Raw genomic sequence first — 12,993 nt, 5'->3', positions numbered from 1 at the left:
GATGGCCATGCCGCTCCGCCAGTCCATCAAAGTGGCGACGTATCTCGCTGAACAGAAGCTCCGCAAGCGGGACAAGTTCCCGCTGATCGTCGAGCTGGAACCGCTCTACGCCTGCAATCTGAAGTGCGAGGGCTGCGGCAAGATCCAGCACCCGGCGGGTGTGCTCAAGCAGCGCATGCCGGTGGCGCAGGCCGTCGGCGCGGTTCTGGAGTCCGGGGCGCCGATGGTGTCGATCGCCGGCGGCGAACCCCTGATGCACCCTCAGATCGACGAGATCGTACGGCAGTTGGTGGCGCGGAGGAAGTACGTCTTCCTGTGCACCAACGCCATGCTGCTGCGTAAGAAGATGGACAAGTTCAAGCCCTCGCCGTACTTCGCGTTCGCCGTGCACATCGACGGACTGCGCGAGCGGCACGACGAGTCGGTGGCGAAGGAGGGGGTGTTCGACGAAGCCGTGGCGGCCATCAAGGAGGCCAAGCGGCGCGGCTTCCGGGTGACCACCAACTCGACCTTCTTCAACACCGACACTCCGCAGACCGTCATCGAGGTCCTCAACTACCTCAACGACGACCTGAAGGTCGACGAGATGATGATCTCGCCCGCCTACGCCTACGAGAAGGCGCCCGACCAGGAGCACTTCCTCGGCGTCGAGCAGACCCGCGAACTGTTCAAGAAGGCCTTCTCCGGCGGTAACCGCCGGCGCTGGCGCCTCAACCACTCGCCGCTGTTCCTCGACTTCCTGGAGGGCAAGGTCGACTTCCCGTGCACGGCGTGGGCGATCCCCAACTACTCGCTCTTCGGCTGGCAGAAGCCCTGCTACCTGATGAGCGACGGGTACGTCACGACGTACCGGGAGCTGATCGAGGACACCGACTGGGACGCGTACGGGCGGGGCAAGGACCCGCGCTGCGCCAACTGCATGGCGCACTGCGGCTATGAGCCGACCGCCGTCCTCGCCACCATGGGATCGCTGAAGGAGTCCCTGCGCGCCCTGCGCGAGACGGTCTCCGGCAACCACGGGAACCAGGGGTGATGTCATGACCGCCGTGTCCCTGGGTGTTCCCGGGATGCCCGCCCGACCGGTAGCGGAGCGCCGCCCCTCGCGGCGGATCCAGGTCGGGTCGGTGGCCGTGGGGGGCGGGGCCCCGGTGTCGGTGCAGTCGATGACGACGACCCGTACGTCGGACGTCGGCGCCACCTTGCAGCAGATCGCGGAACTCACCGCGTCCGGCTGCCAGATCGTCCGGGTCGCCTGCCCCACGCAGGACGACGCGGACGCCCTCGCCACCATCGCCCGCAAGTCGCAGATCCCGGTGATCGCGGACATCCACTTCCAGCCGAAGTACGTCTTCGCGGCGATCGAGGCGGGCTGCGCGGCGGTGCGGGTGAACCCCGGCAACATCAAGCAGTTCGACGACAAGATCAAGGAGATCGCGCGGGCCGCGAAGGACCACGGGACCCCGATCCGGATCGGGGTCAACGCCGGCTCGCTGGACAAGCGGCTGCTCCAGAAGTACGGCAGGGCGACGCCCGAGGCGCTGGTGGAGTCCGCGCTGTGGGAGGCGTCGCTGTTCGAGGAGCACGACTTCCGGGACATCAAGATCTCCGTCAAGCACAACGACCCGGTCGTGATGATCGAGGCGTACCGGCAACTGGCCGCGCGGTGCGACTACCCGCTGCATCTCGGGGTGACTGAGGCCGGTCCGGCGTTCCAGGGCACGATCAAGTCCGCCGTGGCCTTCGGGGCGCTGCTCGGCGAGGGGATCGGCGACACGATCAGGGTCTCGCTGAGCGCCCCGCCGGTCGAGGAGATCAAGGTCGGCATCCAGATCCTGGAGTCGCTGAACCTGCGGCAGCGTCGGCTGGAGATCGTCTCGTGCCCGTCGTGCGGGCGGGCACAGGTCGATGTGTACCGGCTGGCGGACGAGGTCACCGCAGGTCTCGAGGGCATGGAGGTCCCGTTGCGGGTGGCCGTCATGGGCTGCGTCGTCAACGGACCCGGGGAGGCACGTGAGGCGGACCTGGGGGTCGCCTCCGGCAACGGCAAGGGGCAGATCTTCGTGAAGGGCGAGGTCATCAGGACCGTGCCCGAGTCGAAGATCGTGGAGACCCTCATCGACGAGGCGATGAAGATCGCCGAGCAGATGGAGAAGGACGGCGTCGCGTCGGGGGAGCCGGCGGTCACCGTGAGCTGACAACACGGGCTGAGAAGCACGGATCGAGAGGGGGCCCGACGTGACGATTCTGGAGAGCATCCGGCAACCGCGCGACCTGAAGGCGCTGACCGAGGCGGAACTCGGTGAACTGGCGGAAGAGATCCGGGAGTTCCTGGTGCACGCTGTCGCCAGGACCGGTGGTCACCTGGGGCCCAACCTGGGGGTGGTGGAACTCTCCATCGCGCTGCACCGGGTCTTCGAGTCACCCGTCGACCGCATCGTCTGGGACACCGGTCACCAGAGCTATGTGCACAAACTCCTGACAGGTCGTCAGGACTTCTCCAAGCTGCGCGGCAAGGGCGGCCTGTCCGGCTATCCCTCGCGCGAGGAGTCCGAGCACGACATCGTCGAGAACAGCCACGCCTCCACCGCTCTCGGCTGGGCGGACGGCCTCGCCAAGGCCCGCCAGGTCCAGGGGGAGAAGGGGCACGTCGTCGCGGTGATCGGCGACGGCGCGCTGACCGGCGGCATGGCCTGGGAGGCGCTGAACAACATCGCGGCAGCCAAGGACCGGCCGCTGATCATCGTCGTCAACGACAACGAGCGCTCCTACTCCCCGACCATCGGCGGCCTCGCCAACCACCTCGCCACCCTGCGCACCACCGACGGCTACGAACAGTTCCTCGCCTGGGGCAAGGACGTCCTGCTGCGCACCCCGGTCGTCGGCAAGGAGGTCTACGAGGCGCTGCACGGGGCGAAGAAGGGCTTCAAGGACGCGTTCGCGCCGCAGGGCATGTTCGAGGATCTGGGCCTGAAGTACGTCGGCCCGATAGACGGGCACGACACCAAGGCCGTCGAGTCGGCGCTGCGCCGCGCCAAGCGCTTCCACGGGCCCGTCCTCGTCCACTGCCTGACCCAGAAGGGTCGAGGGTACGAGCCCGCGCTCGCCAACGAGGAGGACCACTTCCACACGGTCGGCGTGATGGACCCGCTGACGTGCGAACCGCTCACCCCCGCCGGCGGGCCGTCCTGGACCTCGGTCTTCGGCGACGAGATCGTACGGATCGCCGACGAGCGCGAGGACGTCGTGGCCATCACGGCGGCCATGCTGCACCCGGTGGGGCTCGGCAAGTTCGCGGAGAAGTTCCCGGACCGGGTCTGGGACGTCGGCATCGCCGAGCAGCACGCGGCGGTCTCGGCGGCTGGGCTCGCCACCGGCGGGCTGCACCCGGTCGTGGCGGTCTACGCGACCTTCCTCAACCGGGCCTTCGACCAACTCCTGATGGACGTGGCGCTGCACCGGTGCGGAGTCACCTTCGTCCTGGACCGGGCCGGGGTCACCGGCGTCGACGGCGCCTCGCACAACGGCATGTGGGACATGTCCATCCTCCAGGTCGTGCCGGGGCTGCGGATCGCCGCGCCGCGCGACGCCGAGCAGCTGCGGGCGCAGCTGCGGGAGGCGGTCGCCGTGGACGACGCGCCCACGCTGATCCGGTTCCCGAAGGAGTCGGTGGGGCCGGAGATCCCCTCCCTGGAACGGGTGGGCGGCATGGACGTCCTGCACCGCTCCCCCTCCTCCGACAGCCCTCAGGTGTTGCTCGTCGCCGTCGGCGTCATGGCGCCGGTGTGTCTGCAGGCCGCCGAGCTGCTTCAGGCGCGGGGCATCGGCTGCACCGTCGTCGACCCGCGCTGGGTCAAGCCGGTCGATCCGGCGTTGCCATGGCTCGCCGACGAACACCGGCTGGTGGCCGTCGTCGAGGACAACAGCCGGGCGGCCGGGGTCGGTTCGGCGGTCGCGCTGGCGCTGGGGGACGCCGAGGTCGACGTGCCCGTGCGGCGGTTCGGGATCCCGGAGCAGTTCCTGCCGCACGCCAAACGCGGGGAGGTGCTGGCGGACATAGGTCTGACGCCGGTCGAGATCGCCGGGCGGATCAGCGCCTGTCTGGCGGTGAAAGACGAACTGCCCGAGGAGAAACTGCCCAAGGAGAAACCCTAGATGGCCACCGCGGAACCTGCCGCCGACACCGAGGAGTTCGACCTCGGCAGACTCCTCGCCGAGCGCGGCGCCGAGCGCTACGACCTCCACACCCGCCACCTCAACCACCAACTCCCGCGCATGCTGCACACGATCGGCTTCGACAAGGTCTACGTGCGGGCCGAGGGCGCTTACTTCTGGGACGCGGACGGCGGCGACTACCTGGACATGCTCGCCGGGTTCGGGGTGATGGGGCTCGGCCGCCACCACCCCGTGGTCCGCAAGGCGCTGCACGACGTGCTCGACGCGCAGCTCGCCGACCTGACCCGCTTCGACTGCCAGCCGCTGCCCGGGTTGCTCGCCGAGAAGCTGCTCGCCCACAGCCCGCACCTGGACCGGGTGTTCTTCGGCAACAGCGGCACGGAGGCCGTCGAGACCGCGCTGAAGTTCGCCCGGTACGCCACCGGCAGACCGCGCGTCCTGTACTGCGACCACGCCTTCCACGGCCTCACCACCGGCTCGCTGTCCGTGAACGGCGAAGCCGGCTTCCGGGACGGCTTCGCACCGCTGCTGCCCGACACGGCCGTGCCGCTCGGTGATCTCGACGCCCTGTCAAGGGAGTTGAAGAAGGGGGACGTCGCCGCGCTCGTCGTCGAGCCCATCCAGGGCAAGGGCGTGCACGAGGCGCCGCCCGGCTATCTGCGCGCCGCCCAGGAGCTGCTGCACCGGCACAAGGCGCTGCTGATCGTCGACGAGGTGCAGACCGGGCTCGGGCGGACCGGGGACTTCTACGCCTACCAGCACGAGGACGGCGTCGAGCCGGACCTGGTCTGTGTGGCGAAGGCGCTCTCCGGCGGCTATGTCCCGGTCGGGGCGACCCTCGGCAAGGAATGGATCTTCAAGAAGGTCTACTCGTCGATGGACCGCGTCCTCGTGCACTCGGCGAGCTTCGGCTCCAACGCCCAGGCCATGGCCGCCGGCCTCGCCGTCCTCTCGGTCATGGAGAACGAGCAGATCGTGGCGGGCGCCCGGGCCACGGGCGATCTGCTGAAGAGCCGGCTCACCGCCCTGGTCGACAAGTACGAGCTGCTCGCGGACGTGCGGGGCCGGGGGCTGATGATCGGAATCGAGTTCGGCAGGCCCAAGTCGCTGAAGCTCCGCGGCCGTTGGACGATGCTCCAGGCGGCCCGCAAGGGACTCTTCGCCCAGATGGTCGTCGTGCCGCTGCTGCGACGGCACCGCATCCTCACCCAGGTCTCCGGAGACCACCTGGAGGTGATCAAGCTGATCCCGCCGCTGGTCATCGGGGAGCGGGAGGTGGACCGGTTCGTCGCGGCGTTCACCGAGGTGATGGACGACGCGCACAGCGGGGGCGGGCTGATGTGGGACTTCGGCAAGACGCTGGTGAAGCAGGCCGTGGCCGACCGTTAGCGCGGAGCGAGACCGCTTTGCCTCTGAGGCAAGAGATTTGCCGCAGAGGTAAAGCTCGGGCTGAATGGAGGGCATGAGCCCTTCCCGGGGTACGAACCCTCCCGAGCCCTCGCCGGACGAGGAACTGCCCGCCGTCGCCCCGCAGCTGCGGGCCCTGCGCCGCCGGGCCTCCCTCACCCTGGAGGCCGCGGCCCGCGCCGCCGGACTGTCGCCCGCGCACCTCTCCCGGCTGGAGACCGGGCGGCGCCAGCCGTCGCTGCCGATGCTGCTGGCGCTGGCCCGTATCTACGGTACGACCGTCTCGGAGCTGCTCGGCGAGACCGTCGCCGAACGGGACGCCGTGCTCCGCGCGTCCGACATGGAGCCCACCAGGGCCGGCGGCTGGACGTACTGGCAGGCGGGCGCGCCCGGGCGCGGGATGCAGGCGTTGCGCGTCCATGTGCCCCACGGCTCGCAGGGCGACATCGTGCGCGTGCATCCCGGCGAGGAGTGGCTCTACGTCCTCGAAGGGCGGCTGCGGCTGCGCCTCGGGGACAGCGCGCACCTGCTCGCGCCCGGCGACAGCGCGCACTTCGACTCGCTGACCCCGCACCGCATCGCCGCCGCCGACCACGGCGGCGCCGACCTGCTGTTCGTCCACACCCTGCTGCAGAGCCCGACCGCCGCACTGTGCCTCGGGCCGACCACCCCGGGAGAGACCCCATGACCGACCTGGAAGAGAAGTTCCCCCGCGCCCTGTGGGTGCGGCTCATCATCTACATCGCGGTCGGCCATGTCTTCGCCGCCTTCATCTACCTGCTGTTCGAGGTGGGTGCCAAGCAGTAGCCGCGCGGTCGGCGGGCGGGCCCTGGCTCCTAGTCGAGCAGGCGCTCGCGCAGCCGCTCCCGCATCTCGGGGGTCACCTTCAGGCCCCGCTCCAGATAGGTGTCCACATCGCCCCAGGTCTCCTCGACCGTGTCGAAGGCCGCCTGGAGGTACTCGGCGCGGGCGTCGAACAGCGGGCTCAGCAGCTCCATGACCTCCGGGGAGTAGGCGTTCGCGGAGGTGCTGCTGCGGTGCACCTTGTAGCGGCGGTGCTTGGCGTTCGACTCCAGGTAGTCGGCGACGATGGCCTCGCGCTCGACGCCCAGGGTGAGGAGGGTGATGGCGATGGAGAGACCCGCGCGGTCCTTGCCCGCCGCGCAGTGCATCAGCACGGGCACGCTGTCCTCGGCCAGCGCGTGCAGCACCCGGGAGTGCTCGGCCGTGCGGTGCTTGATGATCGTCCGGTAGGAGGCGATCATCCGGCCGGCCGCCTTGCCGTCGTCCAGCAGTGCGCGGAGCTGGTCCAGGTCGCCGTCGCGGACCATCCTCCAGAACTCGGCGCCGTCCGCCGGGTCGCTCAACGGCAGGTTCACATTGAGCACGCCGGGCAGCTCGACGTCCGGGCCCTCCAGCTTCTGGTCGGCCGTGTTGCGGAAGTCGAAGATCGTGTGCAGGCCCAGGGAGGCCAGAAACGCGGCGTCCTCGTCGGTCGCGTGGGCGAGGTGGCCACTGCGGAACAGCACCCCTTGGCGCACCCGACGGCCGTCCACGGTCGGCAGACCACCCACATCGCGGAAGTTGCGCACTCCGGTCAGCTCGGGCTCGGTCGACGGGACCTGCTGCGTCACTGGGGCTCCTCCCATCCGCCCGTCGGCGCCGATCGTCGACGGACGCGCACTCGACACCGAGGCGCGCACTTGACGATACGACATGGGTGCGTACGCCAATGAGTTGTCCACAGACGCCGTGGACGGCTCGTCGGCCTTTGTCCACAGCCGTCGCGAAGGACTTGTCGGCGGTTGTCCACAGGTGCCGTCGAGCGCCCGCGACGACCTGCGATGATGTTGAAGCCCGATCGCACCTGTTCGAATCTGTGGGGGCTTGATGTTGGAAATCGGCGCAGACAGCCGGACGTGGCTTCTCGCGGGGCCCAGGAGCAGTTATGCCCTGCGGCTCACGGAGAACGACGAGCTGCTGCACCTGCACTGGGGTCCCCGGATCGCGCTCGCCGACGCCGAGGAGCTGGCCGCCAGGCAGCAGTTGCCGTACTGGCCGTTCGAGGCCCCGGTCGACGGCCATGAGGAGTACCCCGTCGAGGGCGGTCCCCGCTTCACGCGCCCCGCGCTCTCCGTGCGCACGGACGAGCGGCGCGGCACCGAGTGGAGCTTCCGCTCGTACGAGGCCGACGGCGACGAGCTGCGGCTGAAATTCACCGACGACGGCCTCGGGATCACGCTGCACTACCGGATGCGTGACGACGTGATCGAGCGCTGGGTGACCCTGGCCAACGACGGGCCGGCGGTGGAGCTGCTGCGGGCCGACTCGGCGACCTGGACGCTGCCGCCTCGCGAGGAGGAGGCCTGGCGGCTGTCCCAGCTGCACGGGCGGTGGGCGGCCGAGTCCCGGCTGGTGCGTGGGGACCTCACCTACGGCGAGAAGATCATCGGCAGCCGGCGCGGGCACACCGGGCACCAGCATCTGCCCTGGGTCGCCCTCGACACGGACGCCACCGAGGAGCGCGGCGAGGTCTACGGCTGCGCCCTCGGCTGGTCGGGGTCCTGGCGGATCGCGGTCGCCCAACTCCCGGACGCGCGCGTGCAGATCACCGGCGGCGCCGGATACGACGAGTCCGGTCTGCTGCGGCTGGAGCCGGGCGAGACGTTCACCACGCCCGTCTTCGCCGGCCTGTGGAGCGACGGTGGTTTCGGCGGGGCGAGCCGAGCCTGGCACGCGTATCAGCGGACGTACGTCATCCCGGAAGCGGACCAGGACCGGCCGGTGCTCTTCAACTCCTGGGAGGCCACCGAGTTCGACATCTCCGAGGAACAGCAGGGGGCCCTCGCGCGGCGGGCGGCGGCCATGGGGGTCGAGCTGTTCGTGGTGGACGACGGCTGGTTCGGGGCGCGTACGAGCGACCGGGCCGGGCTCGGCGACTGGACGCCCAATCCGGATCGCTTCCCGAAGGGGCTGAAGCCGCTCGCCGACTCTGTGCACGCACTCGGGATGCAGTTCGGCATCTGGGTCGAGCCGGAAATGGTCAATCCGGACAGTGAGCTGTACCGGGCGCACCCGGAATGGGCGCAGTTCCAACCGGGTCGAAAGCGGACGGAACTGCGCAATCAGCTCGTGCTCAATCTGGCGCGCGAGGACGTCCAGGAATACCTCTGGGAGCGGCTGGACGCGCTTCTCTCCAGTGCGCCGATCGACTACGTGAAGTGGGACTTCAACCGCTGCTTCACGGACGCCGGCTGGCCCGGGGAGTCGTACCCGCAGAAGCTGTGGGTCGAGCATGTGCGGGCCTTCTACGCCCTGCTGGACCGGCTGCGGGCCGCGCATCCGGGGGTGGCGTTCGAGTCGTGCTCGGGCGGCGGCGGCCGTATCGACCTCGGGGTCATGGCCCGGACGGACCAGGTGTGGACCTCCGACAACACCGACCCGCTCGACCGGCTCGCCATCCAGCACGGCTTCAGTCAGATCCACCCGGCCCGGATCATGGCCGCGTGGGTCACCGACAGCCCGAACAACCAGCTCAACGGCCGGGTCAGCTCGCTGCGGTTCCGCTTCGTCAGTGCCATGGCGGGTGTGCTCGGTGTCGGCGGGGACCTGACCGAGTGGACCGAGGAGGAGCTGGCCGAGGCGCGGGACTGGGTCGAGCTGTACAAGGAGATCCGGCCGGTCGTGCAGCGAGGCGACCTCTACCGGCTGCGGCCGCCAACGGGCGGGCTGAGCGCCGTGCAGTACGTGCACGGTGACGAGGTCGTCGTGCTGGCCTGGCTCCAGGCGCAGCACTACGGCGAACCGCTCGCCCCGCTCCGGCTGCGCGGCCTCGACCCGGCAGGAACGTATGAGTGCCGCGAAACGGGTGAGGTGTATCGGGGTGCCGTGCTGTCGCATCACGGATTGCGGACCGGACTGCGCGGCGACTTCGATGCGGCAGTTATCCGCCTCCGTCGCACATGAGTGAACTGTCCGAAATGGAGCGGTAATTCCAACACGCCCTGGAATAAAGGCTACTGGGTCGTAGGTGCGTGAGCAGCGTCATATTCGTGACCGTCTGTCGCCGTCATGTCCATGTAATTCCGGACTGTTTCCAGGGCGGTTGGAAAACGATTAAGGTCGGTCTTTTACGGAGCGTAATCATGAATTGATGTAAGGATCAGGGAGGAAGACGCACAGGAAGTCCCAATGGTTGTCTCTGTGGGCACAAGTCGCTTACGTTCGGCGTCAATCCGGACGGACGCCCAATCCTGCCGCCGACCGGAGCCGAGTACCGACCCGATCCACGGCAGGAGCGGGGGACCCACAGGTAGTACCGCCTGTTCCGGTCTCCGGAACGGCTAGGGGTAAAGCCGTGCGCAAGCACGGCCGGACATCTCCAGTCCGCACCCGACAGCTCACCTCGCAGGCGACGGAGAGGAATTCGCCATGCCCGCGAAGGGTAAGCACCGCCGTCCGAAGTCCCAGCGCTTCACCCGCTCGATCGCCGCCGCCGGCACCGGTGGCGCGGCGCTCGCGCTGCCGCTGATCGGCGCCGCAGGCGCCCACGCCGCCACCCCGACGGCCGCCGTCTCCGGCGTTTCCGAGAAGACGGCCACGATCACCGCCGAGAAGGCCGCGGCCGAGGCGGGCGCACGGATCGAGCAGGCTGAGAAGGCCGCGCAGGCGGAGAAGACCGCCACCAAGAAGGCGGCGACCAAGACCTATTCGGTGAAGGTCGGCGACTACCTCTCGAAGATCGCGGACGAGCAGGACGTCGAGGGCGGCTGGAAGCAGCTCTACTCGGACAACCGCGAGGCGATCGGCTCCGACCCGTCGCTCATCCACCCGGGACTGAAGCTCACGATCGGTGAGCGGGCCCCGTCGAGCGGGACGCCGCAGTCGTCGGCGAAGACCCAGCCGTCGCAGTCGTCGAAGTCCACCCAGTCGTCGAAGTCCTCCGGCTCCTCGACGCAGGAGTCGAAGGACACCCAGGCGTCGACCTCCACGTCGAGCGGGCAGTCCTCGTCGTCCAACGGCTCCGGCTTCAGCATGCCCCTCCAGGGCGCCAGCATCGGCACCGCGTACAAGACCGCCGGCAGCATGTGGTCCAGCGGCTACCACACCGGCGTCGACTTCGTGGCGCCGACCGGGACCAGCCTCAAGGCCGTGGGCGCGGGCACCGTCGTCTCCGCCGGCTGGGGCGGCGCGTACGGCAACCAGGTCGTCATCAAGCTCGCCGACGGCTACTACGCCCAGTACGCCCACCTGTCGTCGATCTCCGTCTCCGCGGGCCAGTCCGTGACCGGCGGTCAGCAGATCGGCCTCTCCGGGGCGACCGGCAATGTCACCGGACCGCACCTCCACTTCGAGATCCGCACCACCCCGAACTACGGCTCGGACATCGACCCGGTGGCGTACCTGCGGTCGAAGGGCGTCGGCGTCTGAGGCTGACGCGTTCGTTCGCACCCCGCCGGTTGTGACAGGCCGGACCCCCTTGATCCCGGGGGTCCGGCCTTCGGCGTGCCGTGGCTTGGTCGAGGGGGTCTCGACAGTGGTGTGACCGTGGGGAGAGAGTGATCCTGTAAGCGCTTTCTGTCTTCTGGGTCACCTACACAAGGAGTGTCATGGCCACCCGCAGAGCCTTTGGGGTCCTCGCTGCCGGTGCCGCTGTCGCGGCGCTTGCTCCGGCCGCGGTCGCGAGTGCGACGTCGCGTCGGCGGCGGGGGCGGCTGATCGCCGGGGACGGATTTCGGCACGGACTCGGTCGGTGGGCCGTGGAGTTGGAGAGGGGTGGCTCGGTCACGGCCTCGGGCGGGGTGCTGGACGTCGATGTGCCGGCCGGGGCGACCGTGTGGTTCAAGCGGAGGCTGGAAGGGCCGTACGTCATCGAGTACACGGCCACGCCCGTGTCCGAGGGAGGCGTCAATGACCGTGTCTCCGACCTCAATAACTTCTGGAACGCCGTCGACGTGCGTTCACCGGACGATGTCTTCGCCACCCCGCGAGGTGGTGCGCTCGCCGAGTACGACTACCTGAAGACCTATTACTCCGGCTACGGGGCCAACTACAACACCACGACGCGGCTGCGTCGGTACGTCGGTGAGGCGGGTGTGCGGCCGTTGGTCTTCGACTACACCGAGCCGTTGCTCGTCGCGAACGAGCCGAACCGCGTACGGATCGTTTCGGACGGCCCCACCGTGCGCTGGTGGAACAACGGACGGCTTGTGTTCGACTACGTGGACCCGGAGCCGTACACGGGTGGGCACTTCGCGTTCCGGACGACGTGGAGTCACTTCCGGATCGAGGACTTCCGCGTGTGGGGGCTGGTCGGCCGGTGATGAGCGCGTCTGTATTCCGGAGTTGACCAAGGCTTGACGCGTGGTCTATCTCACCGGGCGTCAAGCCTTTATTACGGTCGCGTAGGTCACATCCCAAGGTGAATCATGGGGCGATGTGACAGACGATTCGAATGACAGCAGAGCAATGATCGGGTCGTACGTGGCGGTGGGGGACAGCTTCACCGAGGGCGTCGGCGACCCCGGGCCCGATGGGCGGTTCGTCGGCTGGGCCGACCGGTTCGCGGTGCTTCTCGCGGACCGGGTGCCGGAAGGCGACTTTTCCTACAGCAATCTCGCCGTGCGGGGGAAGCTCCTCGACCAGATCGTCGAGGATCAGCTGCCGCGTGCGCTGGAGCTCGCGCCGGATCTCATTTCGTTCTGCGCGGGCGGCAACGACATCATCCGGCCCGGCACCGACCCGGACGAGGTCGCCGAGCGGTTCGAGCGGGCGGTCTCGACGCTCACCTCGGCCATCGGCACCGTCATGGTGACGACCGGTTTCGATACGCGGGACGTGCCTGTGCTGAGGCATCTGCGCGGCAAGATCGCCACGTACAACGGGCATGTGCGGGCCATCGCGGATCGGTACGGCTGCCCGGTGCTGGACCTGTGGTCGCTGAAGACCGTCCAGGACCGGCGGGCCTGGGACGGCGATCGGCTGCATCTGTCTCCCGAGGGGCACACACGGGTCGCCCTGCGCGCCGGGCAGGTGCTCGGTGTCGAGGTTCCGGCGGATCCTGATCAGCCGTGGCCCCCGTTGCCGCCGCGTGGGACGTTCGAGATGCGGCGGGACAACATCCAGTGGGCGCGGGAGTACCTGGTGCCTTGGATCGGGCGGCGGCTGCGGGGCGAGTCGTCCGGGGACCATGTGTCGGCGAAGGGGCATCTGTCGCCGGACGACATCAAGATGCGGATCGAGTCGGTGGCCTGAGGGGGTGCCTCCGGTGGTCGGGCCGGAGTGCGTGCCGACCGGAGGTGGGCCGGTTCGTGTGCGCGGGCGGGAGGTTCGGGGGCGGTCGGCGTCTGTTCGCCGTGGGGTGCCGCGCCGTGGACGAGGCCCTGTCCCCGTGCCCGCTCGCGCAGTTAGTCA

Annotated in this window: 11 protein-coding genes and 1 riboswitch; of the genes, 10 read left to right on the top strand and 1 reads right to left on the bottom strand. The window is 69.1% G+C overall.

Annotated features, from left to right (window positions below; genetic code table 11):
* Position 1 precedes the first annotated feature (1 nt).
* The 6 genes from hpnH to ACWD26_RS32135 all read left to right on the top strand — a co-directional run bounded on the left by hpnH (position 2) and on the right by ACWD26_RS32135 (position 6,387).
* Positions 2-1,033 carry an adenosyl-hopene transferase HpnH gene (gene hpnH, locus ACWD26_RS32160; protein WP_451275472.1) on the top strand — a complete coding sequence of 344 codons (1,032 nt, stop codon included), beginning with the start codon at positions 2-4 and terminating at the stop codon, positions 1,031-1,033.
* 4 nt (positions 1,034-1,037) lie between these two features.
* On the top strand, positions 1,038-2,195 hold the full coding sequence (gene ispG, locus ACWD26_RS32155; protein ID WP_451275471.1) for a flavodoxin-dependent (E)-4-hydroxy-3-methylbut-2-enyl-diphosphate synthase: 1,158 nt from the start codon (positions 1,038-1,040) through the stop codon (positions 2,193-2,195).
* Between the two features lie 40 nt (positions 2,196-2,235).
* Positions 2,236-4,152 (top strand): 1-deoxy-D-xylulose-5-phosphate synthase, encoded by a 1,917-nt coding sequence (dxs, locus tag ACWD26_RS32150; protein ID WP_451275470.1) that lies wholly within the window; start codon positions 2,236-2,238, stop codon positions 4,150-4,152.
* Entirely contained in the window at positions 4,153-5,562 is a 1,410-nt protein-coding gene (locus ACWD26_RS32145) for an aspartate aminotransferase family protein (RefSeq protein WP_451275469.1), read from the top strand.
* A gap of 73 nt (positions 5,563-5,635) precedes the next feature.
* Positions 5,636-6,268, top strand: coding sequence for a helix-turn-helix domain-containing protein (locus tag ACWD26_RS32140; RefSeq protein WP_451275468.1), 633 nt, complete (start codon positions 5,636-5,638; stop codon positions 6,266-6,268).
* Positions 6,265-6,387 (top strand): DUF6126 family protein, encoded by a 123-nt coding sequence (locus ACWD26_RS32135; RefSeq protein WP_451275467.1) that lies wholly within the window; start codon positions 6,265-6,267, stop codon positions 6,385-6,387. The genes ACWD26_RS32140 and ACWD26_RS32135 overlap by 4 nt, the downstream gene beginning before the upstream one ends.
* 29 nt (positions 6,388-6,416) lie before the next feature.
* Here the strand turns inward: ACWD26_RS32135 and ACWD26_RS32130 are convergent, their stop codons facing one another.
* Entirely contained in the window at positions 6,417-7,214 is a 798-nt protein-coding gene (locus ACWD26_RS32130) for a tyrosine-protein phosphatase (RefSeq protein ID WP_451275466.1), read from the bottom strand.
* Positions 7,215-7,470: 256 nt separating this feature from the next.
* Between ACWD26_RS32130 and ACWD26_RS32125 the strand changes: the two genes are divergently transcribed.
* From ACWD26_RS32125 to ACWD26_RS32110, 4 genes are all read left to right on the top strand, one after another.
* Positions 7,471-9,546 carry an alpha-galactosidase gene (locus ACWD26_RS32125; protein WP_451275465.1) on the top strand — a complete coding sequence of 692 codons (2,076 nt, stop codon included), beginning with the start codon at positions 7,471-7,473 and terminating at the stop codon, positions 9,544-9,546.
* A gap of 302 nt (positions 9,547-9,848) precedes the next feature.
* Positions 9,849-10,007: riboswitch (cyclic di-AMP (ydaO/yuaA leader) on the top strand.
* Positions 10,008-10,011: 4 nt separating this feature from the next.
* A complete protein-coding gene (locus ACWD26_RS32120; RefSeq protein ID WP_451275464.1) occupies positions 10,012-11,010 on the top strand; it encodes a LysM peptidoglycan-binding domain-containing M23 family metallopeptidase in 999 nt (332 codons plus the stop codon).
* Between the two features lie 179 nt (positions 11,011-11,189).
* Positions 11,190-11,903, top strand: a complete 714-nt coding sequence (locus ACWD26_RS32115) for a DUF6250 domain-containing protein (protein WP_451275463.1) — start codon at positions 11,190-11,192, stop codon at positions 11,901-11,903.
* A 145-nt stretch (positions 11,904-12,048) separates the two neighbouring features.
* On the top strand, positions 12,049-12,834 hold the full coding sequence (locus ACWD26_RS32110) for an SGNH/GDSL hydrolase family protein (RefSeq protein WP_451275462.1): 786 nt from the start codon (positions 12,049-12,051) through the stop codon (positions 12,832-12,834).
* The last annotated feature ends 159 nt before the right edge of the window (positions 12,835-12,993 follow it).

Source organism: Streptomyces sp. NPDC002787 (genome assembly GCF_053592095.1).
Note: the sequence above shows the minus strand (reverse complement) of the source record. Positions and strands in the feature narration are given on the sequence as shown.

Bases quoted from the DNA above. Each gene is read 5' to 3' on its own strand.
- ACWD26_RS32110 (WP_451275462.1), top strand. From the start codon at position 12,049: ATGATCGGGTCGTACGTGGCGGTGGGGGACAGCTTCACCGAGGGCGTC.
- ACWD26_RS32115 (WP_451275463.1), top strand. From the start codon at position 11,190: ATGGCCACCCGCAGAGCCTTTGGGGTCCTCGCTGCCGGTGCCGCTGTC.
- ACWD26_RS32135 (WP_451275467.1), top strand. From the start codon at position 6,265: ATGACCGACCTGGAAGAGAAGTTCCCCCGCGCCCTGTGGGTGCGGCTC.
- ACWD26_RS32120 (WP_451275464.1), top strand. From the start codon at position 10,012: ATGCCCGCGAAGGGTAAGCACCGCCGTCCGAAGTCCCAGCGCTTCACC.
- ispG (WP_451275471.1), top strand. From the start codon at position 1,038: ATGACCGCCGTGTCCCTGGGTGTTCCCGGGATGCCCGCCCGACCGGTA.
- ACWD26_RS32145 (WP_451275469.1), top strand. From the start codon at position 4,153: ATGGCCACCGCGGAACCTGCCGCCGACACCGAGGAGTTCGACCTCGGC.
- ACWD26_RS32140 (WP_451275468.1), top strand. From the start codon at position 5,636: ATGAGCCCTTCCCGGGGTACGAACCCTCCCGAGCCCTCGCCGGACGAG.
- ACWD26_RS32125 (WP_451275465.1), top strand. From the start codon at position 7,471: ATGTTGGAAATCGGCGCAGACAGCCGGACGTGGCTTCTCGCGGGGCCC.
- hpnH (WP_451275472.1), top strand. From the start codon at position 2: ATGGCCATGCCGCTCCGCCAGTCCATCAAAGTGGCGACGTATCTCGCT.